The organism is Mucilaginibacter aureus, assembly GCF_053514885.1.
The window spans coordinates 3884669-3906200 of the sequence record NZ_CP170601.1; the positions used below are offsets into that span (position 1 = coordinate 3884669).

The window sequence follows — 21532 nt, forward strand, 5'->3', positions numbered from 1 at the left end:
AATTTTATATGAGCATCAAACCCAAACCTATGATCAGAAGATCGATTTTGGCATTTGCCTTAATATGTTTTTTTAACACCTCGTTTGCACAAACGTATAAACAAATAACCCACCGCATCGATTCGTTCGGTAAAGTATTACTGCCTAAATCGGCCCTCACAGAAGTAGATAAGCTGGACGATAAAGCACACCGCGAGAAGAATGCCTCCATGCAGATACGCGCGGCAATTTACCGCATGGCATTTCAATCGGTAATTGAAGAAAATGCCATCGTGCCCATTATCATTCGCTTAAAACAAGATATCGGGCAGGCTGGCTACCCGGTGAAACCTGTGTTGCAATCGCTGCTTGCGGATATGTACTGGCAATATTACCGGCAAAACCGCTGGCAATTTATGCAGCGTACACGTATTGAGCAACATGGTGATGATTTTACCAAATGGGATCTGCAAACCATCAACAGCGAAATATCCCGTAATTTCGATCTGTCGCTGCAAGCCTGGCAGCAGGAGCAAAATACCCCGATAGATGAATTGAACGATGTATTGTACGTTAATAAGTCGACCCGGTATTTGCGCCCCACACTATATGATCTGTTGGTGCAGCAGGCTTTTGACTTTTTCCTGTCGGAGGAAGCGGGAGTAACTAGACCTAAAAACCCATTTGTATTGACGGATCCGAAGCTATTTGGTGATAGCCGGACATTTAGCGAGTTAACCATCGCAACAAGCGACACTGCTTCTGTTTTTTATAAAGGACTAAAGTACCTGCAGCAAGCCACGCTTTTCCATTTGCGCAATCCGGCAGAGGAGGCTTTAGCCGATATAGATATGAAACGCCTGGGCTTTTTACAGGTGCATGTCAGCATTATCAATAAAGACTCGCTGTATTTGCAGGGATTAAGAAATATCGAAAAAGTGTATTCGGCGAAAGCCATCAGTGCTGATGCCTGGGTTTTGGAAGGCAAATATTTCCAGGATAAAAACGACCTGAAGAGCGCCTATGCCTATTATCAAAAGGCTGCAACTATTTACCCGGAAAGTATTGGCGGGAGAAACGGTGCCTTGAAAATAAAAGAGATACTTCACAAACAACTGTCGGGCATTGTAGAAAACGTGAACATGCCAGATAAACCCATATTGGCATTAATGGATTACCGTAATGTGAAAACGACACATGTAATTGTCTATAAGGTATCGGCAACGCAATACACCCAACTGGCCAAAATACCGTCAGATATCAGTCGCTATGCAGATGGTACAACCATTTATGCATCCGATTCGGTTTTTAAATATTTGAGTAAACTTAAACCCATTCAGGATAAGAAATTAAGCTTGCCCGAAACCGATGATTATATAAGACATACTACCGAGTTTAAGATCGATCCGCTAAAAAGCGGGCATTATGTTTTAATCTTGCGCGATGATCAATCGGATGATAAGGGGCTGGTAGGGTTAACAGGTTTTAAAGTATGTAAACTGGCCTACGCGGCGAGGCGAAAAGGGGCCAATCAGATTGAAGTTCAGGTAACGAACAGGGAAACCGGTCAGCCTGTTTCCGGTGTACAGGTTACCCTGGCCGAAACGCAGACAGTTGTGAGCAATGCCGATGGTAAATCCTATTTTAACAATGCGCCTGATCAGCTAAACTCATGTTCGGTTAAGCTCACAAGTACAACGGATACTTTATATACACCATCCAACTATCTGTACAATTTTACACAAACCAACCGTAAGCCAACCAATACCATTTTGTTTACCGACAGAGTATTGTATCGGCCGGGGCAAACCATTTACTTTAAAGGCTTGCATTTGCAAACAACAGATGGTAAAAGTACCATTGTAACCGGCGAAAAAATGACCGTGGATATTAAAGATAATAACAACAAGTCTTTAATTACTATCCCGGTTACAACCAGTGATTTTGGTACATTTAACGGCACTTATACGCTTCCTCAAAACCTGTTGAACGGTAACGTGACCATTAACACGGGCGACGGCAGTACTTATGTAAGGGTAGAAGAGTACAAGCGCCCAGGCTTCCAGGTAACTGTTTTGCCTGTTGAGGGAAGTTATAAGCCCAATGATTCGGTAACGGTAAAAGGTAAGGTAACAGCATATTCGGGTTATGGCTTATCGCAGGCTAAAGTGGCGTATCATATTACGCGCCTGGCATCGCTTACCGACTATCGTTTGTATCAGCAATACAGCGGGTTTTTGATGAGTAATAATGAGTTTGTTGTTGACACCATTGAAACAGACAACCAGGGTGCGTTTGAAATTAAATTTAAGGCATCTACAGATCCGGGTGCCGACCTGAGCAAGCTGAACTATCAATTCCAGGTAACTATGGATGTAACTGACGGCAGTGGCGAAACACGATCGGCAAACACCTGGGTAAAAGTTGGTATCAATAATATCAATGTTATCGCGGCAATACCCGAACGCGTTTTTGTTCGTGATTCGATCCGGCTGATGAGCTACATTGCCAATTTGAATGGCATCAGTCAAAAAGGCGACTTGCAGGTTAAGGTTTATGCTCTGCAATCTCCCGGTCAGTTATTTAAAGCGCGTTTATGGGGTAAACCCGATAAATATGCGATGAGCCGCGAACAATATAAAAAAGACTTTTCGGACTATGCTTATCAAGGCGAAGACGATCATGCCAATTGGGGTATGAAAAATAAGGTAGCCGAATTGAGTATGGCCACCAATAAAAAGCAAGTGTTTTTTAACCTTGATATGTTGAAAAAGCAGCCAACCGGGACTTACAAAATTGTAGTTAATGCTAAAAACGAGCGGGGCGATACCACGTCGGCGGTGCGCTATGTTTACCTGGTTAATGAACCCGGCAGGCCCGACGTGTTGAATGATTGGGAAATACCGGTAACCACGACAACTGATCCAGGTACACCGGCAGAGTTTTTATTGGGTACAGGTAAAGCCGGTAATGTACTGATGGAAAAGTATGAGGGCACAAAAATGATCTCGTCCGAATGGTTAAAAATACCAGCGGGTAAACAACAGTTAGTTAAAGTTCCGGTTAGTGAAGGGCAGAAATCATTAAGTGTACAGTTTTTAATGATTTGCGAAAACCGGATGTACAGTATGCAGCATCTTATTGTAAACAAAAAGGAGAACGCCGGCCTTGATGTTCGTTTTATGACTTTCAGGGATATATTACAGCCGGGCGAGAAAGAGCAATGGAAGTTAAGGGTGTCGGCTAAAAATAACGAAAAGCTGGCTGCAGAAATGGTTGCCAGTTTGTACGATACATCGCTTGATGACCTTGGCCGGCGCGATCACTGGAATACCAATGTAAATGCGTACCATTACCCGAACTATAACTGGGGGTATACTTTTGTGGATGAAGCTCAAACAAATCCGCTTAAATATAATGGGGAAACGTCATCATGGGTACCGCGCCAGTACGAAAAATTAAACATGTTTGGTTATAATTATTACGGCGGCTATAATTTTGCCTATCGGTCTTATTACGCTAAAGCGAAAAGTGAAAGAGTTATGGGAGACACCATGAACTATGATGCAATTGGTTATGGTGTATTGAAAAAAACTGATCTGACAGGTTCTGTATCGTCATTAAATGAAGTGGCAATAGCTGAGCCTGTTGGAAACTCTGCAATTGCCCTGAGTGGAAGGGTTAGCGGGGTAAAGTTAAACGGAGAAGATTTTTCCCCCATCAGAATCAGGGGCGCAAGCTCCTTGCCGGCAGACGTTATTGAAAATATCCAGGTAGTTGACGATTATGGCGACCAGGCAAACCTGGCCGGCAGACCAATTGCCACCCGTAAAAACTTTGCTGAAACGGCATTTTTTTACCCCGAACTGCATACCGATGAAAACGGCGAAATACTGATAGATTTCACCATTCCGGAATCGCTCACCAAATGGCGGTTCAGAGCTTTTGCCCATACTAAGGGTTTGAAAACAGGGTATATCGAGAAAGAGATCATTACCCAAAAGCAATTAAGCATTAACGCCAATATGCCGCGCTTTTTGCGCGAAGGGGATACTATTACCGTTTCGGCGCGATTGGCAAACCTGGTAGCAACTGATTTAAAGGGAAAAGTGAAGATGCAACTGTTTAATGGCATTACCATGCAGCCGGTTCAGTTATTGTTTAATGTGGCAGATGCACAGCAAAGTTTCGAGATCAAATCGGCAACTACCAAAACGGTATCATTTAAACTGGTGGTGCCGGCAGGTTTGGATGCCTTAACTTATAAGCTTACAGCGGATGCAGGGCAGTTTACCGATGGTGAAGAAAATACCTTGCCCGTGCTGCCTAACCGTATGCTGGTAACCGAATCAATGCCGATGATGGTGAGGCCGGGGCAATCGCGCTCGTATACGTTTGAAAAATTGACCAAACAAACCAGTACCACGCTTAAAAATAAAACCGTAACGCTTGAATATACTCAAAATCCAACCTGGTATGCTGTACAGGCTTTACCTTATATGATGGAGTTTCCGTACGAATGCTCTGAGCAGATTTTCAGCCGTTATTATGCCAATAGTCTGGGAAACAGCTTGGTAAATAAAATGCCTGTTGTAAAGCAGATATTTGATCAATGGAAGGCGGGCAATAGTCCTGAACTGTTATCAAACCTGGAAAAAAACCAGGAGCTGAAAGCTACGCTGATAGAAGAAACCCCATGGCTGCGCGATGCTCAAAATGAAACAGAGCAGAAGAAACGAATCGCTTTGTTATTTGACATGAACAAGATGAGCTATGAGTTGAAACAGAACCTGGATAAATTGCAAAAAAGGCAATTGCCTGATGGTGGTTTCCCCTGGTTTGGTGGCGATAGGTCTGACAGGTACATCACAATACACATTCTGGAAGGAATTGGACAGTTGTACCATTTAAATATTGCCAATTTGAAGGATCAGGAGTTGAAAGACATCGCCGATAAGGCCATGCAATATTTAAATAATGTTTTGGCTGATGATGCGAACTGGGAGAAAAAACATGATCAATATGAAGGGCGGATAGTGAGCCCGATAGAAATATTCAGCTATTATATCCAAAGCTACTACCCGGGCCGGGCCGTTACTGCCGAACAGCAGGCTTTGCAGGCTGATTACCTGCAACATGCCGGGAAGGAATGGATATACAAAGGCATTTATGAGCAGGGCCTTATTGCGTTAACAATGCTGCGCAACGGCAAGCCCGAAGTTGCCAAAGCGATCATCAGATCGTTAATGGAAACGGCACAGCAAAGTGAGGAGATGGGTATGTATTGGGCAAAAAACCGCCTGGGCTGGTATTGGTACCAATCGCCGGTTGAAACACAAAGTTTACTAATTGAACTGTTTACCGAGGCCGGTGATCACGATAAGGCTGTAGCCGAAATGAAAATATGGCTGTTGCGCAACAAGCAAACCAATAACTGGAAAACTACCAAAGCCACCGCCGCGGCCTGTTATGCTTTATTGTTAAAAGGTGATGATTGGCTGGCCGATCAGTCTACATCCGAAATTAAACTGGGTGGTAATGAGTTATCATCTTTAAAGCCGGATGTCAAAGCTGATGCGGGCACAGGTTATATTAAAACCACCTGGACGGATGAGCAGATCAAACCCTCACTGGGTAAGGTAGATATTAAAAACAACGGCAAAACCATTAGCTGGGGTGCTGTACACTGGCAATATTTAGAGAACCTGGATAAAATAACACCTTCGACAACTGACATCACGCTGGAGCGTAAATATTTTATACTCAAACGCACCGGTTCAGGTGAAATGTTAACGGCTGTTGATGCCGCACATCAGCCTAAAACAGGCGACCTGCTTAAGGTTGTTGTGTATTTAAAGGCCGGTCGCGATTATGAATACGTACAGCTTAAAGATATGCGACCGGCAGGCACTGAGCCCGTTGATGTGCTGTCGAGCTATAAGTATCAGGACGGTTTGTATTATTACCAGGTGACTAAAGATGTGGCGACCAACTTTTTTATCAGCAACTTAAATAAAGGTAACTATGTGTTTGAATACAGGCTACGTGTTGCACAGCCGGGTAATTTTTCAACCGGCATCACATCGGTGCAAAGTATGTACGCGCCGGAGTTTAATGCGCATTCGGAAGGGATGAGGATGGGGGTGAAGTAAATTTCGCCACATAATAATTAGCGTCATTGCTGCGATAGCGAAGCAATGACGCTTTTCTTATATCTTCACCCAAACTTTATCCTTAGCGCTTTTAACTATCCCATCAATAACTTTCATGTTGTTAAGGGCATCGGTAAGGGGAGTGGGCACAGGTGTATCATCCAGTATCGCCTTTGAAAATGCATCCCCCTGCAGGGTATATTGGTTTACCTTTTCGGTTTTTATCTCTTTTACCTCTCTGTTGATCTGTAGCCATAGTTTGGCAGGTTTATCCGCGATAGCATTAACCGGGATCTCAATTTCCAGTTTGCCTTTGGTGCCGAAGATATGTGCACGCTGGTATGGCTCTAATTGAGTAGAGCAGGTAAATGTAGCTGTTTTACCATCGCCAAAATCCAATATGCCCGATGTGATCCGGTCGGTTTGCAGGGCCGGGTCAATATCGGCTACAGCCACCACTTTTTGAGGCTCAGCATTAAATATAAACCGGGGGAAAGAAATGCAATAACAGCCAATATCCATCAATCCGCCGCCACCTGTTTCGGGTTTGTTGCGAATGTTGTTAGCATCGGCGTTAAAGTAGCTGAAAAAAGCGTGGATAGTTTTTATCTCACCCAACAGGCCCTGATCAACTATGCTTTTTGCCTTTTGCCATTGCGGATGAAAGCGGTACATAAAAGCTTCCATTACTTTAAGCCCCGGATATTGTTTGGCGGCATCTAACAGCTTCTGCGCGTCGGCAGTGTTAAGGCCGATGGGTTTTTCGCAAAGCACATGTTTGCCCGCCTGTAATGCTTTAATGGTATAAGGCACATGCAAATGGTTAGGCAACGGGTTGTATATGGCGTCGATATCCGGGTCGGCCAGCAAACTTTCGTAGTCGGGATAGCTTTTAGCGATCTTTAACTCGGATGCAGCGCGGGCGGCTTTACCGGCATCGCGCGAAGCAATAGCGGTTATGCTAACATGTTTACCCTTTTGCATGGCGGGTATAACCTGGTTTAAGCCAATTTTTGCGGTGCTTAGTATGCCCCAGCGTATTTTTCTCATGGTGATGATGTTTGGTCAAAAATACAAGTTTGCAATAAACTTACAGATATACTTAAATGATAAGTATTTATTTAAAAGTTAAAACACTGTAATGTTTAATGGGTTAATGCTAAACAAACTATGAGAAAAAAATATGGACAGCATTAATCAAAACCAACCTGAAGACGTTTTTAAAGACCTTGAAGGCAGCGAGGCAGTTGAAAAATTGCGCGAACTGGCAGGAAAGGCAGAATCGTGCTTTTTTTGCACCAATATAAAAACCGGCCTGCCGGTATCAACAAGGCCAATGGCTATATTAACGGTTGACGATGAAGGCAACCTGTGGTTTTTAAGCAGTAAAGACAGTCATAAAAACAAAGAGATTGCCGAAGAACCGCTTGTACACCTGTTTTTTCAAGCCACGCCGCATTCGGGCTTTGTGGATGTTTACGGTATTGCCAGCATTACTGATGATCAGGCAAAAATAGATGAACTTTGGAAGCCGCTTGCCAAAGTATGGTTTCAGGGTGGCAAGGACGATCCGCGGATAAGCGCCATTAAGGTTACGCCATCAAGAGGGTACTATTGGGATAACAAACACGGTAACCTGATAGCCTTTGCAAAAATGGCCGTATCCCTTGTAATCGGTAAAACTTTAGATGATTCGGTAGAGGGTAAACTGAGTGTATGAGTTAAAAGGGCCATTTCGCCTAATTGACGAAATGGCCTTACAATACACAAACTTAAAAACTATTCCTGCCTGACCGCAAGAACAGTACCTTTCATCATGCCTTTGGTGCTTTCTACCAGGCGGATAAACTCGGCGCGGTAGCCGTCATCATCCTTGCCCTTTGCACCTTTAGCCATGGCTATCAACTGATCGAATTTTGAATTTTGTTTAAACTGCGAATCGCGCAGCAATAAGCCGTATTCGGCAACTGCAGCCGCAAACCTGAAATCATCGGATGTTTTTGAAGCATTAAGCGGTTTATCGGCCACTACTACCGATTCCATTTTACTTACATCACCATCTGGTTGTTTATAACGGAATTTAACCGTCATTACGTCCGCTGAGTTGTTATGCACAGGGGGCTCGGCAGGCTTTTGATATTTTAACGGATCAACACTACCGGCAAAACTATCTTTTACACCAGCGGGGATGATCTCGTACAAAGCAGTTACCGTATGGCCAACGCCCATATCGCCGCCTAATTTGGTATCGTTATTAAAATCTTCCTTGTTCAGCAAACGGTCCTCGTAACCTAATAAACGGTAGGCCTGCACCTTGGCGGGATTAAACTCTACCTGCACTTTCACATCTTTAGCCACGGTAAACAACGTGCCGCCAAACTCATGCACCATCGATTTGGTGGCTTCCTGTATGTTATCGATATAAGCATAATTGCCATGACCTTTATCGGCCATGCGCTCCATTTTGCTATCCTTTAAATTTCCCATACCAAAGCCCAGTATTGATATGCTTACTTTGCTTTCGCGTTCTTCTTCTATCAGCTGCTCCATATCCTTGTTGCTGGAAGGGCCGACGTTAAAATCGCCGTCGGTTGCTAAAATAATACGGTTATTGCCGCCTTTAATAAATTTCTGGCTGGCTATTTTATAAGCCATCATTATACCGGCACCACCGGCTGTTGAACCGCCTGCACCTAACTGATCGATGGCATCTTTAATTTTTTCTTTTTCGTTCCCCGGTGTCGATTCCAGTTTAACGCCAACCTCGCTGGCGTACACCACAATAGCTACGTGATCGATGGGACGCAGATTATCAACCAGCATTTTCATAGATGTTTTTACCAACGGCAACTTATTCGGTTCGTCCATTGAGCCGGATACATCGATGAGAAATACCAGGTTTGACGGTGGTAACTTATCGGTTTTAACCTCTTTGGCTTTTAAGCCGATGCGAACCAGTTGATGCTGTGGGTTCCAGGGCGCGGTTGAAAGTTCTGTATGGATAGCAACCGGTGCTCCATTGGTTGGCGCAGCCAGGTCATAATGAAAGTAGTTGATCATCTCTTCAATACGCACGGCATTTTTTGGAGGCAGTTGCCCACCATTGATATACCGGCGGACATTGGCGTATGATGCCGCATCCACATCAACGGCGAAAGTTGAAAGGGGGGTGCTTAACGGGTTTTCGAATTTGTTTTCAATTATCTTGTCATATGACTCGTTTCCGGCCCGTCCGCGTAATTGCATATTCAGTATTTTGTTGGGTGCGCCCGATTTAATACCTGTTCTGCTGGCCTGATCACCATAGTCGTCAATTATCTGGATGTCTTTAGTAATATTAGCCGGGAGATTTCTCACTGCCTGTTGCACATTGCCACCATAATAATCTTTACTATTCAGTTTGGTTTTCGCTATTTGTTTGCCTTGCGCGGTAATATTGCCTTTCGCATCCACATTAACACCGGGCATTTTGCTTAAAAGCGTTACCTCGTTCAGGTTTTTTTCTTTAACTGTATAAGCTGATGCTTTATAATCGAAGGTATCGGCCTTCAATACCACCTTTTTTAAATAAACGTTCAACATATTGGTTTTACCGATGGCAAGCGTGGTCTTTTCATAACCGTTAAGGTTAAAAGACAGCTGCGATTTATCGCCCGGTATAGTAATGGTATAGTGTCCATACTGATCGGTGCCGGCATTTACACTGGTACCCATAACCTGCACCTGCACACCAGGAAGTGCTTTTTTTGTGCTGTTATCATACACGGTACCACTTATGGTGCGGGTTTTATCGGGCCTTAAAGCCGACAGGCTGAAAAGCGCCAGTAATAAAATGAGTAGGTTTTTCATTGTAATAGTAGTTTAAGTACACAAGTAGGTTTACTGATCGCCAAGACTAAAGTTTACCGGGATAGTGTATTGCACCCTTACAGGTTTGCCGTTTTGCACGCCCGGTTTCCAATGGGGCGACATTTTTAATACCCTGATCGCTTCTTCGCCCAAACCGCTGCCCGGGTCGCGCAACGATTTGATGTCGGTGAGGCTGCCGTCGCGCTCTACAATAAACTGGAGGTAAGCTTTGCCCTGTATACCGTTTTCTTTAGCGATGGAAGGGTAGCGGATATTCTTTTGCAGGAACTTGCCAAAAGCACTTTCGCCGCCCGGGTATTCGGGGTTCACTTCTACTGCTATAAATGGTGGATCAGCAACCGCTTCTGTCACCACCTTTTCGGTAGAATTGCCGTGCTCTTTTTCGCCAAGGTCTATGGGCATATTTGCATCGCCTTTTAAATCTTTCTGACCAGGGTTTTTATCAAGCAGGTCTATGTCCTTTGGCGGATCTTTCTCACGCACATCCTGGTCGGGGCGCACCACCGGAGGCGGGAAGCGGATCTCGGTTGTGTGGGGTTTTTGCGCTTCTTGCCTTGGTGGGGGGATAATTTTTTTCTTTTCAAGCATAGGTGGGGGTGGCAAAGTAACAACGGTTACCTTAACCGGTTCATCAGCCTTTGGGATAAAACCTTTGGCCCAGTTTACAATGGTTGGGGTAGCCAGTAAAAAGATAAATGCGGCTATGGCAATTATCAATGCCCGGTTGGTGTTGCGCGGGTTTTCGCGGCGCAGCTCGTAAGCGCCATAGGCCTGGTTGCGGCCGGCGAAAACTACATTCAGCCATTCCGATCTGAATATGTTGATGTTTGATCCTAACATGATTTTAAATTTTATAGGTTTATTATTTTGTTGCTCTGTATAAAAGATGCGGCCACAGTGCCGGTTCCATAAATGAAGACCGAATTAATTTTGATCGCCCAGGCTAAAATTTACCGGTACTGTGAACTGTACGCGAACATTTGTTCCGTTTTGACGGCCTGGTTTCCAATGCGGCGACATTTTGAGCACACGCTCGGCTTCTTCGCCGGTACCGCCGCCGGGGTTACGTACAATTTTAATGTCGGTAAGGCTGCCATCGCGCTCTACAATAAATTGCAGGTAAGCCCGCCCCTGTATACCATTCTCTTTAGCTATTTGCGGGTAACGGATGTTTTTTTGCAGAAACCTGCCAAAAGCGGCCTCGCCACCTGGGTATTCAGGCGAAATTTCAGCTGCCTTAAATATTTCGTTATTTCCTTCGCCTGCTGCAGGGCCCGCGCCCGTGCCGCTGCCTGTAGTGGCTATAGGTCCTGGAATGGCATCAATGGCTGGCGGGCCATCGTGTGTACCAGTCATGGTTACCTGTCCGGGATCGGTAATTTTCAATTGGGCATCAGTTGGCGGTTCTGTTTTGGCATCTTGAGTAACAACCCAGGGCTTATCTTCAATTATATTATTGATAGGTTTAGCCGCTGCCGGTTTAGCTTGCTGCTGTTCGGCTTTTGGTGGAATAATTTTATATACAGTGTTATCTATATCATGTTTGTCATAAATGGTTGGTTGCGTCACAATTTGTTGAGTACCCCTCACTTTACCAATAATAACAGGCGCTGCCATCAGTAATACAAAACTGCTTAGTGCAATAAGCAAAGCCATATTGGTGGTACGGGCATTATCCCTGCGCAACTGGTAAGCGCCATATTCCTGGTTACGGTCTGCAAAAACTACATTTAGCCACTCTGGCCTAAAAATGTCAATGTTGTGTACTGTCATAGCTGTAAGTGTTAGGTAAATAATTCGGTTAACTGGGTTAATTAATTATGGATTTATACAGCTATGATGCATCGTACAGATAGATTTCCATAAGCCATAAAAAAAAATTATTTTGTCGCCCTTAATGAACTTCTTAAAAAGCTCAAGGAAACCGGATGATTCGGGCGATGAAAAGCTGTTGCAGGAATACCGGCAAACAGGCGACATGGCCACGCTTGCTGCTTTGTACCAAAAATATATGCACCTGGTTTTTGGGATTTGCCTTAAGTATTTAAAAGATGAAGAGTTAAGTAAGGATGCAGTGATGCAGATATTTGAAGAGCTGATAGTTAAAGTAAACAAACATGATATTAAGCAGTTTAAAAGCTGGTTATATGTGCTGAGCCGCAATTTTTGCCTGATGCAATTACGGGCCGGTAAAAAAATGCAGACAGAAGCTTTAGATGACATTATGGAATTGGCTGAAGATTTGCATCATGATGATAACCGCGAAGAAGATTTGACGGCTTTAGAACGTTGTAAAGAAAAACTACCCGCGGCACAAAAACTCAGTATCCAATTGTTTTACATAGAGGAGAAGTGTTATAAAGAGATTGCCGATGATACCGGGTATAGTATGAACGAGGTGAAAAGCTATATCCAGAACGGGAAACGAAATTTAAAGATTTGCCTGGAGAAAAACCGTGAGCGCTAACAAAACCGACATATCGCAAATACGCAAGTACCTTAACGGTGAGCTTGATGCCAAAGCTATGCACCGGTTGGAACGCGAAGCGCAGGACGATCCGTTTTTAATGGACGCACTGGAAGGGTACGGTATGGTTGATACGGATCAGCAGGCTAATCTTGACGAGTTACAACAACGCCTGGCCGACCGTATCGCACCTAAAAAAGAACGCAGCATTATTTTATGGCGGGTTTTACCTATTGCAGCATCGTTGCTTATCGCGATAAGCATTGGGTACTTATTATTGAAACCTGCCAAGGAACCGCAAAAAGCCGCAACACTTGCTGTTATCGCGCCGCCAGCAACGCAAATCAGAAAATCCGACACTACGCTAAAGGAGGCACCTGCACAAACGCTGATTGCCCAAAATTCAATGCCATCAAGACGCTTTTCTGTACGGAGGCGATTAAGCGAACAGGTACGCATTGACGAAGCTGCCCGCGATGCGGACAGGAGAGCGATCAAAGCCGACACTACCCAATATGTGGCCAATGCCTATGCGATGGAAATGAAAACCAACACTGCCGAAGGTCTTTTGAAAAAATTACCCGGAGTTGAGGTAGATGCCAGCGGCAATGTTACCGCGCAGGGAAATCAAGTAAATCAGGTACGCATTAACGGTAAAAACTTTTTTGGCAATAACAACGTGAACCAGGTGGTGAAAAATTTACCGGCAAATGTGGTGCAGAACATACAGATTGTTGATGATTACGGCGATCAGGCAGCCAGAACGGGTTCACCTAATAAGATACTGGATATCAAAACAGATACCGGTAATATGCAGCAGTTAGCGTTGAATAATGCTTTGGCCGGCCGCGTACCCGGTATAAACGCCAGCGCACATCAGTTAAACGAGGTGCAGGTAATGGGCTATGGCACTGTGGCTAAAAAGGAGGTTACCGGTTCTGTAGCTACCATACCTGCTGCTGATCCAAATTTGGCGTATAATAAAAATGCGTCGGAGTTAAAAGCCAAAAAATTGCCTGCTGATAGTGTATCCTATCTTGCCGAAGTTGTAGTGCCCGGTTATGCTGATAAAAATGATTCGCCGGTAAGGCCGGTAAGCGGCTGGAAGCAATACCTCGGTTACGTTAAGCAAATGGCCGTAATGCTCGATAACTCGGTGGGTAAAGTTAAACTGGCCTTTAAAGTAGGGAAGGACGGCAACGCTTATGATATCCGGGTAGTTAAAGGCAATACCATGGCTATGAATCAGAAAGCTATCGAAATTGTAAAGAACGGCCCGGTATGGACACGCGGCAGTAACGGCAAAGAGATCACGCTGAAGATCAAATTCAGAAAAGGGTCCTGATGGTTAAAATAGCGCCTCATTTTAAATCTAAATTCAAAATTATAGCTATACTGGCTTTGGTTATCATTATCCTTTCGGTGGTAACTTATTATCCCGATTTTATCGAGCGCTTTTACTCACAGGGATTGTACTTGCTGTTTTGCCATATTTTGCACCCGGTTTTCAATATCTTCCCGTTTAGCGTTGGCGATGTGTTTTACATCGGTTTGATTATTTACGGCATATATGTACTGCTGCAGGTTATCCGTAGCCTGTTCAAAAAACGATGGAATGCATTGGCCATCATATTCCTGCAGGCGGTTATCCTGATACAGATTATTTACGTGATGTTTTACCTGTTTTGGGGGCTAAACTATTTCAGGCCGCCGGCATCAGAGCGGTTAGGTTTGCAGGACACCAGCTACACACTAAACGATGTTAAAGCGGTTACTTTGATGCTCATCGATAGTGTGAATGCCAGCAGGGCCACTTTGAAAAGCGAAGATACCCTGCAAACCAACCGCGAAATTTACAGCAACGCAGCTTATGCTGTTAACGGCATGGGTATTTCAAAGAACTTTCCGGCTATACATCCGGGTGTAAAATCGTCTGTATTAACGTGGGCGCTCAACTATATGGCTACCTCGGGCTATTATGATCCATTTACTTCAGAAGCGCAGATCAATTACCAGATGCCGGTGTTTTTAAGGCCGTTTGTAGCCTGTCACGAAATGTCGCACCAGATGGGTTTTGGCGCCGAAGATGAGGCCGATTTTGCTGGCTATATTATCGGCATTTCTTCGCACGACCGGCTTTTACGTTATTCGGCCTATTACGAGGGTACCGCCGAATTTATGCATGCCATATCGCGCCGCGATACCGTAATGTTCAAAGAACTGAAAACCCGGATAAGCAAACCCGTACTGGCCGACTTTAAAACCGACCGCCTGTACTGGAAAAGCTTTGAAGGCAAAGCCGGAACTCTAAGCGGCATCTTTTATGATCACTTTTTAAAGGCTAACAACCAACCTCACGGCATCAAAACCTATAACCGCATGATCAGGTTATGTATGGCCTGGTATCGTAAAAAGGACAGGCGATTGTAACTAGACAGCACGCAAAGTAAAGAAGTCTTAAAACTCTTAGCGCCTTCGCACTTTTGCGAGAGAAAACTACAATTTGTAAACCTTTTTCAAAAAACCATCAACATACCTCACCGTTTCATCAAACCAGGGGTAATACAGGCAAAACGTGTGCGGCGTATTGGGTATAGTATGTACCTCGCTGTAGGTGTGGTTGGCATCCAGCACCTTGATAAAATCTGTTCTGCCGGCATGCATCCTGTCAACAGCACTGTTGATAAACACAAACGGAGGCGTAGTTTTACCTACATGGTTTAAGGGTGATGCATCCTGCCAAAGCTGCGGGTTATCTTTTTTACTGTAACCAAACCAGTAGGTTCCAGCCGATATTTTTTTACTATCATCGCCCTCGCTCGATTCAGGATGAACAAACGATAACGTACCGTCAATATCTACCACAGCATTAACCCGGCTACTGTATTTAGTATTACCCTCTGTGCCTTCAAATTTTGCATCGCCGTTGGTAGCTCCTAAAAACGCCGCCAGCTCACCACCGGCCGAAAAGCCTAAAACGCTTATTTTTTCAGCATCAACATGGTATTGTTTCGCGTTACCGCGGATATACCGTACAGCGGCTTTGAGGTTGTACACAGCTTCGGGATAAAGCGCTTCGGTTGATAGGGTATAGTCGGCTGTAAAGCAAACATAACCCAGGGCAGCCAAATGCTCTGCTAAAGGGTAATGCATCGTCCGGTTGCCTGATCGCCACCCGCCGCCAAAAATGATCAGGATAGCCGGAGCCGCTTTTTTAACGCTTTTGGGGTAAAACACATCCAGTTGCAGATCGCGCCTGCCGTTATTGCAATAAGTAATATCCTGCTTACGGCCAACCGAAGCTGGTAAACTATCGGGCACTATTTTGATGTCCGGATACTTTTTAAGGTTTTTTTGATGATCGCTGGCGGTGCTGAACGAGGTATCGCGTACACCGGTCAGGCCGGTTGTCATCTGCGCAAAGCAATCCACATAAAGCGCAGTAAAAAATACTAATAAACAGGTTTTATACATTTAATCAGTTTTCTTTTTCTTTTTGGGCGATGCCTTCGCCTGGTTGTTAAACGCCAGGCAAAGGCTTATCCAATGGTCGAGTTCTTTTTGGGTGCGGAAACCTTCTTCGCCCACCATCACAAAGTCTTTCATTGGTTTGCCGCGCATCATCATCTGGCGGCAGCCATTTTGCTCAACGCATTTTTCAGCTTCCTTCCGGCCAACGCGGCACATCAACTCATCGCGACTAACATTGATGCACATTTTGTCGTTTACCAAAAAACTCACGCCGCTAAACATTACCTTTTCTTCAACATGGGGCAGATCGGCCAATGCTTCGCGGATACGGTTGGTAAGTTGCTCGTTGTATTGGCGCATGTTAAAACAATTTGTAAGCCAAACTTAGGTTAAATAAGTTCAATTTTTGGTCGTACCCGGTATTGTTCAAATTGGTTAATCCTAGCTCGTAGCGCAGGTCTACAGATAACTTCATAATATCTATCCCGGCGCCAAACTGCCATGCAAAAGCCTGGTTTTTTAAATCCAATGTTAGGGCGTTACCTACAGCATTGCTAAAACTTTGATCTTTGCTAAGAATGAACGAAGCCACCGGGCCGGTGTTTAACCTGCCACCCAAACCAAACGCGCCAAATTTATAGCCAACCAGTACTGGTAAATCAATACTGTTGATAGTTACCGTGTTTTCGGTGCTGCTGTTGCTAATGGTGGCAATTTTACTGGTGTAATAAAGTTCGGGTTGCAGGTTAAAGCCCAATGCGCCGATGCGCGCCCAAACCCCTGCAAGGTAGCCTGCCCGGTTGCCGCTATCAAAAGTGCCGCTGGTTGAAAATTTTGACAGGTTAACCCCACCTTTAACGCCAAACTGAAACGTGGGCAATACCTGTGCCGATGTAAACAGGGTAGCGGCCAGTAATATTGCTACTGTAATTGTAATCTTTTTCATGGTAGTATTTTAGTTGTTATCGGGTTTATAAAAGTAAATAATCAATTCAATTATTGTGTACAACGCTTATAAAAGCTGCATGTTTTAGTTAAACTAACGTTAACTTCGCGGCCGAATGAGGGTGCTCGATATTATTTACAACGATAACTGCCTGGTAGCCATCAATAAACCGCATGGTTTACTGGTGCATCGTTCATCTATAGCTGCCGATACCGACGCGTTTGCCTTGCAGATTTTGCGCGACCAGTTGGGGCAAAAGGTGTATCCGGCACACCGGCTCGATCGTAAAACCGGTGGGTTATTGCTGTTTGCACTGAGTAAGGATGTAGAAACAGCCATGCAGCAGGCTTTTATGGAAAACCGGGTAAGCAAAAAATACCTGGCCATTGTACGCGGCCATACGCCAGATACCGAAGAAATTGATTACCCGCTACGTAAAGAGAATGGTACTTTGCAGGATGCCTTTACCGCTTACCGCACCTTGAACCGCGCCGAACTGGATGTGCCTTTTGGCGGCCACCAAACATCGCGCTATTCGCTGGTTGAGGCGCAGCCCCAAACCGGGCGCATGCACCAGTTGCGTAAACATTTTGCCCACGTTTTTCATCCCATTATTGGCGACCGTACCCATGGCTGCAACAAGCAAAACAAGTTGTTTAAAGAACGCTGGGAAATGGAAACTATGTTGCTGCACGCCTCACAACTGAGCTTTACGCATCCGCTTACCCAGGAACAAATACATTTGGAAGCACCGCTGCAACCCGAATTTTTAAAGGTAATGGAGTTGATGGGATTTTAGTTTGATGTAAGATGGATGAGGTAAAATGGAAAAATGTCCTTACTTCGTTTTTTATTCAACAATCAATCCTTCAGTCATCAACAGGGTGGGTAAATGTGGGTATTTTACAAATTTTCCTTGAGCGTCATTGCCAGCACGAAACAATCCCCGACTTACAGAGCCGCTTTGCATAGGTCAAGCACATAGGTATTCTTCGGTATTTTTACAGTACTTTCTATCAAGATACCCCTTAGTAGCTTCAAATAAGCTTTTTTACTTTTTCATACCCATAAAACACATAGGTATGACATCGGTGCTACATAGGTATAATATCGGTGTTGGATCAGATGGTAAATACTACAGTTTTAGCATCGCGCTGTAGCATAAAAATACGCATTTTGCCGCAAAAAAGCAAATATTTTCAATCTTGCGGACTTTCTGACTTCCCGACTTCCGGACTCAGAAATCTTAATGTATCAGCCGCATTATCCGGCTCCAGCGTACTTTGTCGATAAAGGTTTTGGTACTGTCAATACTCATCCAGGTGATCACGGCTTTGCCTACAATATGGTCATCGGGCACAAAACCCCAGTAGCGTGAGTCTTCCGAGTTATGGCGGTTATCGCCCATCATCCAGTAATAGTTTTGTTTAAAGGTGTAGGTATCGGCCTTTTTGTTGTTGATCAATATGCCCTTACCTGTATGCTCCAGCTTATTGCCTTCGTAAACGGTAATGCAGCGTTCGTACAGGGCCAGGGTCGAGTCGTTAAGCGGTATGGTATAACCCTTTGCGGGGATCTTTAACGGGCCAAAATTATCCTGGCTCCATTTAAAATGCTCGTTATGCGGAAACAGTTCCGGGTGGTAAACGCCTTTAGGCTCAACATATGGTACTACCGATTTAACGTTAGTGTAACCTTTAAATGTGGCAAGGCTCTCTGCCGGGATGATCATCTCGAATGCGTTATCAGTCACCTGTCCGCGAACCTCGATATGCAGGTCATCATAAACCTTGGGGTTTAACGATGCACCTTCAATAGTTACCGCGTATGATGTTTGTGCCTTTTCGGCAGCTAAAAAAGGTTTGCCGTTAATATAAACCTGGCTGTTTATAATGGTGAGCAGGTCGCCCGGGGTGCCCTGGCAGCGCTTAATGTAGTGCGTGCGCATATCTACCGGCCTATCGCTTTCAACCGGGTAGTTAAACACTACCGGGTCGCCTTTTTTTACTTCGCTAAATCCCGGTAAACGGAAATAGGGAAGCTTAATACCATCCCAAAAAGTGTTATGATCGCCAACCTTCGACTCCATAAAAGGGATCGCCAAAGGCGTCATGGGCATACGCGGGCCGTAGGCCACCTTGCTTACAAATAAATAGTCGCCGGTAAGCAGCGAACGTTCCATTGATGCTGATGGTATCGCAAAAGCCGAAAACAGCAGACCCCGTATAATGGTTGAGGCCACAAATGCAAATAGTAATGCATCACCCCACTCGCGTAGTTTTGATTTTTTTACAGCCGGTTTCTTTTTCGAAATGAATGGTATTTTCATATCAGGCAAGGTTTTGCCTGTTTGATGTTTAGGATAGTAATTTGTTACAAATATGATGTTGAAAAAAGCAATTGGGTCTTCAAATTTCAATAAACAATATATCAAACCGGTTCGCCTTAACACGCACTTAGCTTAACATGCATCAACTAAAGTAGTATAACCGTAACCTGGCTAAATTCAATGTAACCAGGACGGTATGTTTTGCGTATTAACTTGTATTAATAATTGCTTAGCATTAATTTAAAATACTTTGATTAATATGGTACAAGCTCAAAAAAACATACAACAACCGGCCGAATGGCTCACAACTCCTTCGCAAAATTTAAATAGTAAACGTTATTTGGGCATTATATCTATTAAATCAAAGGAACAGAAAGCCGAAGACCCTAAGCCATTACCACAGCAGGCCATACTTAACGAGAACTTTGTAAGATCGTACGAAGATACCTGTAAGGTATTGAGTTTACTTAACGAATCGGATATTGATGTGATATCGGCAAGGTTAAAAGTCGAAACATTGAATCATTTACAAATCATGCTGTCTATTAAGCAAACAAAAGATCTGAACGATAAGATTGAAAACGTATATAGTTTTATTTATGAACTTGGAGAATCTTCATCTTCTGAAAACTATAATATCGATTTTTATATTATAAAAGCTACCGAGCATTTTAATGACAAGGGTATTGAAAAGGATGGTTATATCTATAAACATCCTTTAACAATTAATTAACTCGGTTCTGTCATAAGCTTTAGTCCGCACCAGCCGGTAAAATCACCGCTGTTCTTCTTTATAACTGCCCAGCGGCCAATGCCATGGTCAATAACTGTTACCTTACAAAAACGATGGTATCGCGGCTTTGCTGTATCTCGGTTAGCGGGTTGTTGCCCAGGTAGCGGTGTACTTCGGCAGAGCTATCCAGTTCAAACATACCGATAGCGTTGGTTGGTAATAGTTCGCGTAGTATCAGGCGTTCGGTTTCGGCAAATATTTCATAGTTGGGCAAAGTAACTCATGGGGGCTAAAATCGCCTGATAGATAATTAATTTGTAAAAAATTAACTAAATACTTCGTTTCTAAACGCCAATTACTATATTAGATTTTTAGTTAACTCACAATCATTACAAATTACCATACCCATGAAGAAATTCACAGCTACGGCTTTATTATTGCTACCGGCAGTAGCAATATTCGCGCAAAGCGGCACATTTTCAATTAAAGGTACCCTGCCAAACGCAGGCGCCACCTCAAAAGCTTTTTTATTGTATACTTCGGACGGTAAACCAGTAAGCGACTCAACCCAGATCGTAAACGGAGCCTTTGAGTTTAAGGGCACGGTTGCCAACCCTACTATGGGCACTTTATTGGTAACGCACTCAAACCAAAACTTAGGCGAATTACGCAGATCGCGCAAGGTAGATATGCTGAGCATGTATATCGAAAACGTAAACATGCAGGTTACCGGCACCGATTCGTTAAAACACCGCACTGTTATTTCCGGTTCGCCGCTTAACGCTGATAACGCAACATTAAAAGCTGCGTTAAACCCTGTTGATGAAAAAATGACAGCGCTTTACATAGAAGAGCGTGCTGCTAAAGATGCTACCCCGGCCCAAACCGAGGCCTTCGATAACCGCGAAAATGCGCTTGATGGCGAAAAGAAAGTTATTGTAACCAAATTTATTAAAGAGCACCCGGCATCGTTTGTAAGTTTAAATAACTTATCTACAGCAGCAGGTTATTATCCCGAAGCATCTGATCTTGAGCCGTTGTACAATATGCTTTCGCCCGAACTTAAAGCAACCAAACAAGGTAAAGCTTATGCCGAAAGGATTCCAAAATTGAAATTAGTTGCCATGGGTGCAACAGCGCCTGAGTTTTCGCAGGCTGATAAAGACGGTAAAATGATCGCCTTATCATCTTTCCGCGGCAAATTTGTACTGATCGATTTCTGGGCATCATGGTGTGGCCCTTGCCGTGCCGAAAACCCTAACGTGGTTAAAGCATACAATCAATTTAAAGATAAAAACTTCACCATTTTAGGTGTGTCGTTAGATCAGCCAAATGGCCGCGAAAAATGGCTGGCAGCTATTGAAAAGGATGGTTTGGTTTGGACACAGGTTACCGACCTGAAATTTTGGCAAAACGAAGCTTCAACATTATACGGTGTTCAGGCAATCCCGCAAAACTTTTTGTTAGATCCTAACGGAAAGATCATTGGTAAAAACCTGCGTGGTGCAGCATTGGTAAACAAACTGGCGCAGGTTACCGGCGGCAGTACCAAAACAACCGGCGACAAAGGAACTGAAAAATAAGA

Annotated in this window: 17 protein-coding genes; 8 read left to right on the plus strand and 9 right to left on the minus strand. The window is 44.1% G+C overall.

Translation table 11 applies throughout. The features are described 5' to 3' along the window. Positions 1-29 precede the first annotated feature (29 nt). A complete protein-coding gene (locus ACFGVR_RS16415; protein WP_448698420.1) occupies positions 30-6131 on the plus strand; it encodes an alpha-2-macroglobulin family protein in 6102 nt (2033 codons plus the stop codon). 57 nt (positions 6132-6188) lie between these two features. Here ACFGVR_RS16415 and ACFGVR_RS16420 read toward each other — a convergent pair whose 3' ends face one another. Next, a complete protein-coding gene (locus ACFGVR_RS16420; RefSeq protein WP_448698421.1) occupies positions 6189-7181 on the minus strand; it encodes a Gfo/Idh/MocA family protein in 993 nt (330 codons plus the stop codon). A 133-nt stretch (positions 7182-7314) separates the two neighbouring features. On the opposite strand from ACFGVR_RS16420, the gene ACFGVR_RS16425 reads away from it, so the two are divergent. Beyond that, positions 7315-7851: a pyridoxamine 5'-phosphate oxidase family protein gene (locus ACFGVR_RS16425; protein WP_448698422.1), complete on the plus strand. Its 537-nt coding sequence runs from the start codon at positions 7315-7317 to the stop codon at positions 7849-7851. Between the two features lie 59 nt (positions 7852-7910). Here the strand turns inward: ACFGVR_RS16425 and ACFGVR_RS16430 are convergent, their stop codons facing one another. The 3 genes from ACFGVR_RS16430 to ACFGVR_RS16440 all read right to left on the minus strand — a co-directional run bounded on the left by ACFGVR_RS16430 (position 7911) and on the right by ACFGVR_RS16440 (position 11774). Beyond that, positions 7911-9980, minus strand: coding sequence for a YfbK domain-containing protein (locus ACFGVR_RS16430; RefSeq protein WP_448698423.1), 2070 nt, complete (start codon positions 9978-9980; stop codon positions 7911-7913). A gap of 30 nt (positions 9981-10010) precedes the next feature. Then, positions 10011-10841 (minus strand): energy transducer TonB, encoded by an 831-nt coding sequence (locus tag ACFGVR_RS16435; RefSeq protein ID WP_448698424.1) that lies wholly within the window; start codon positions 10839-10841, stop codon positions 10011-10013. 84 nt (positions 10842-10925) lie between these two features. Then, on the minus strand, positions 10926-11774 hold the full coding sequence (locus tag ACFGVR_RS16440) for an energy transducer TonB (RefSeq protein ID WP_448698425.1): 849 nt from the start codon (positions 11772-11774) through the stop codon (positions 10926-10928). Between the two features lie 124 nt (positions 11775-11898). Between ACFGVR_RS16440 and ACFGVR_RS16445 the strand changes: the two genes are divergently transcribed. From ACFGVR_RS16445 to ACFGVR_RS16455, 3 genes are read left to right on the plus strand one after another with little or no spacing between them, the layout of a single operon-like run. After that, entirely contained in the window at positions 11899-12468 is a 570-nt protein-coding gene (locus ACFGVR_RS16445; RefSeq protein ID WP_448698426.1) for an RNA polymerase sigma factor, read from the plus strand. Continuing rightward, positions 12458-13813: an energy transducer TonB gene (locus ACFGVR_RS16450; RefSeq protein WP_448698427.1), complete on the plus strand. Its 1356-nt coding sequence runs from the start codon at positions 12458-12460 to the stop codon at positions 13811-13813. The genes ACFGVR_RS16445 and ACFGVR_RS16450 overlap by 11 nt, the downstream gene beginning before the upstream one ends. Continuing rightward, the gene (locus tag ACFGVR_RS16455) at positions 13813-14898 is read left to right on the plus strand and encodes a DUF3810 domain-containing protein (protein ID WP_448698428.1); all 1086 of its coding nucleotides are present in this window, start codon (positions 13813-13815) and stop codon (positions 14896-14898) included. Before ACFGVR_RS16450 ends, ACFGVR_RS16455 begins: the two co-directional genes overlap by 1 nt. Before the next feature lie 66 nt (positions 14899-14964). Here ACFGVR_RS16455 and ACFGVR_RS16460 read toward each other — a convergent pair whose 3' ends face one another. Genes ACFGVR_RS16460 through ACFGVR_RS16470 form a run of 3 tightly spaced genes read right to left on the minus strand, consistent with a single transcriptional unit; the run spans position 14965 to position 16885 of the window. After that, positions 14965-15942 carry an alpha/beta hydrolase fold domain-containing protein gene (locus tag ACFGVR_RS16460; protein WP_448698429.1) on the minus strand — a complete coding sequence of 326 codons (978 nt, stop codon included), beginning with the start codon at positions 15940-15942 and terminating at the stop codon, positions 14965-14967. Beyond that, positions 15943-16299, minus strand: a complete 357-nt coding sequence (locus tag ACFGVR_RS16465; RefSeq protein WP_448698430.1) for a TfoX/Sxy family protein — start codon at positions 16297-16299, stop codon at positions 15943-15945. 1 nt (position 16300) lies between these two features. Further along, the gene (locus ACFGVR_RS16470; RefSeq protein ID WP_448698432.1) at positions 16301-16885 is read right to left on the minus strand and encodes a porin family protein; all 585 of its coding nucleotides are present in this window, start codon (positions 16883-16885) and stop codon (positions 16301-16303) included. Positions 16886-17006: 121 nt separating this feature from the next. On the opposite strand from ACFGVR_RS16470, the gene ACFGVR_RS16475 reads away from it, so the two are divergent. Further along, a complete protein-coding gene (locus tag ACFGVR_RS16475; protein WP_448703042.1) occupies positions 17007-17684 on the plus strand; it encodes a pseudouridine synthase in 678 nt (225 codons plus the stop codon). A gap of 447 nt (positions 17685-18131) precedes the next feature. Here ACFGVR_RS16475 and lepB read toward each other — a convergent pair whose 3' ends face one another. Next, complete coding sequence (gene lepB / locus ACFGVR_RS16480) at positions 18132-19214, minus strand: signal peptidase I (RefSeq protein WP_448698433.1); 1083 nt, start codon at positions 19212-19214, stop codon at positions 18132-18134. Positions 19215-19473: 259 nt separating this feature from the next. On the opposite strand from lepB, the gene ACFGVR_RS16485 reads away from it, so the two are divergent. After that, positions 19474-19947: a hypothetical protein gene (locus ACFGVR_RS16485; RefSeq protein ID WP_448698434.1), complete on the plus strand. Its 474-nt coding sequence runs from the start codon at positions 19474-19476 to the stop codon at positions 19945-19947. Positions 19948-20044: 97 nt separating this feature from the next. Here ACFGVR_RS16485 and ACFGVR_RS16490 read toward each other — a convergent pair whose 3' ends face one another. Further along, positions 20045-20221, minus strand: a complete 177-nt coding sequence (locus ACFGVR_RS16490; protein WP_448698435.1) for a hypothetical protein — start codon at positions 20219-20221, stop codon at positions 20045-20047. Positions 20222-20354: 133 nt separating this feature from the next. Here ACFGVR_RS16490 and ACFGVR_RS16495 point away from each other — a divergent pair, with 133 nt between their 5' ends. Next, positions 20355-21530: a redoxin domain-containing protein gene (locus tag ACFGVR_RS16495; RefSeq protein ID WP_448698436.1), complete on the plus strand. Its 1176-nt coding sequence runs from the start codon at positions 20355-20357 to the stop codon at positions 21528-21530. The last annotated feature ends 2 nt before the right edge of the window (positions 21531-21532 follow it).

Excerpts from the sequence above, each read along its gene's own strand:
- ACFGVR_RS16415 (WP_448698420.1), top strand. The coding sequence starts at position 30 with ATGATCAGAAGATCGATTTTGGCATTTGCCTTAATATGTTTTTTTAAC.
- ACFGVR_RS16420 (WP_448698421.1), bottom strand. The coding sequence starts at position 7,181 with ATGAGAAAAATACGCTGGGGCATACTAAGCACCGCAAAAATTGGCTTA.
- ACFGVR_RS16425 (WP_448698422.1), top strand. The coding sequence starts at position 7,315 with ATGGACAGCATTAATCAAAACCAACCTGAAGACGTTTTTAAAGACCTT.
- ACFGVR_RS16430 (WP_448698423.1), bottom strand. The coding sequence starts at position 9,980 with ATGAAAAACCTACTCATTTTATTACTGGCGCTTTTCAGCCTGTCGGCT.
- ACFGVR_RS16435 (WP_448698424.1), bottom strand. The coding sequence starts at position 10,841 with ATGTTAGGATCAAACATCAACATATTCAGATCGGAATGGCTGAATGTA.
- ACFGVR_RS16440 (WP_448698425.1), bottom strand. The coding sequence starts at position 11,774 with ATGACAGTACACAACATTGACATTTTTAGGCCAGAGTGGCTAAATGTA.
- ACFGVR_RS16445 (WP_448698426.1), top strand. The coding sequence starts at position 11,899 with ATGAACTTCTTAAAAAGCTCAAGGAAACCGGATGATTCGGGCGATGAA.
- ACFGVR_RS16455 (WP_448698428.1), top strand. The coding sequence starts at position 13,813 with ATGGTTAAAATAGCGCCTCATTTTAAATCTAAATTCAAAATTATAGCT.
- ACFGVR_RS16460 (WP_448698429.1), bottom strand. The coding sequence starts at position 15,942 with ATGTATAAAACCTGTTTATTAGTATTTTTTACTGCGCTTTATGTGGAT.
- ACFGVR_RS16465 (WP_448698430.1), bottom strand. The coding sequence starts at position 16,299 with ATGCGCCAATACAACGAGCAACTTACCAACCGTATCCGCGAAGCATTG.
- ACFGVR_RS16470 (WP_448698432.1), bottom strand. The coding sequence starts at position 16,885 with ATGAAAAAGATTACAATTACAGTAGCAATATTACTGGCCGCTACCCTG.
- lepB (WP_448698433.1), bottom strand. The coding sequence starts at position 19,214 with ATGAAAATACCATTCATTTCGAAAAAGAAACCGGCTGTAAAAAAATCA.
- ACFGVR_RS16485 (WP_448698434.1), top strand. The coding sequence starts at position 19,474 with ATGGTACAAGCTCAAAAAAACATACAACAACCGGCCGAATGGCTCACA.
- ACFGVR_RS16495 (WP_448698436.1), top strand. The coding sequence starts at position 20,355 with ATGAAGAAATTCACAGCTACGGCTTTATTATTGCTACCGGCAGTAGCA.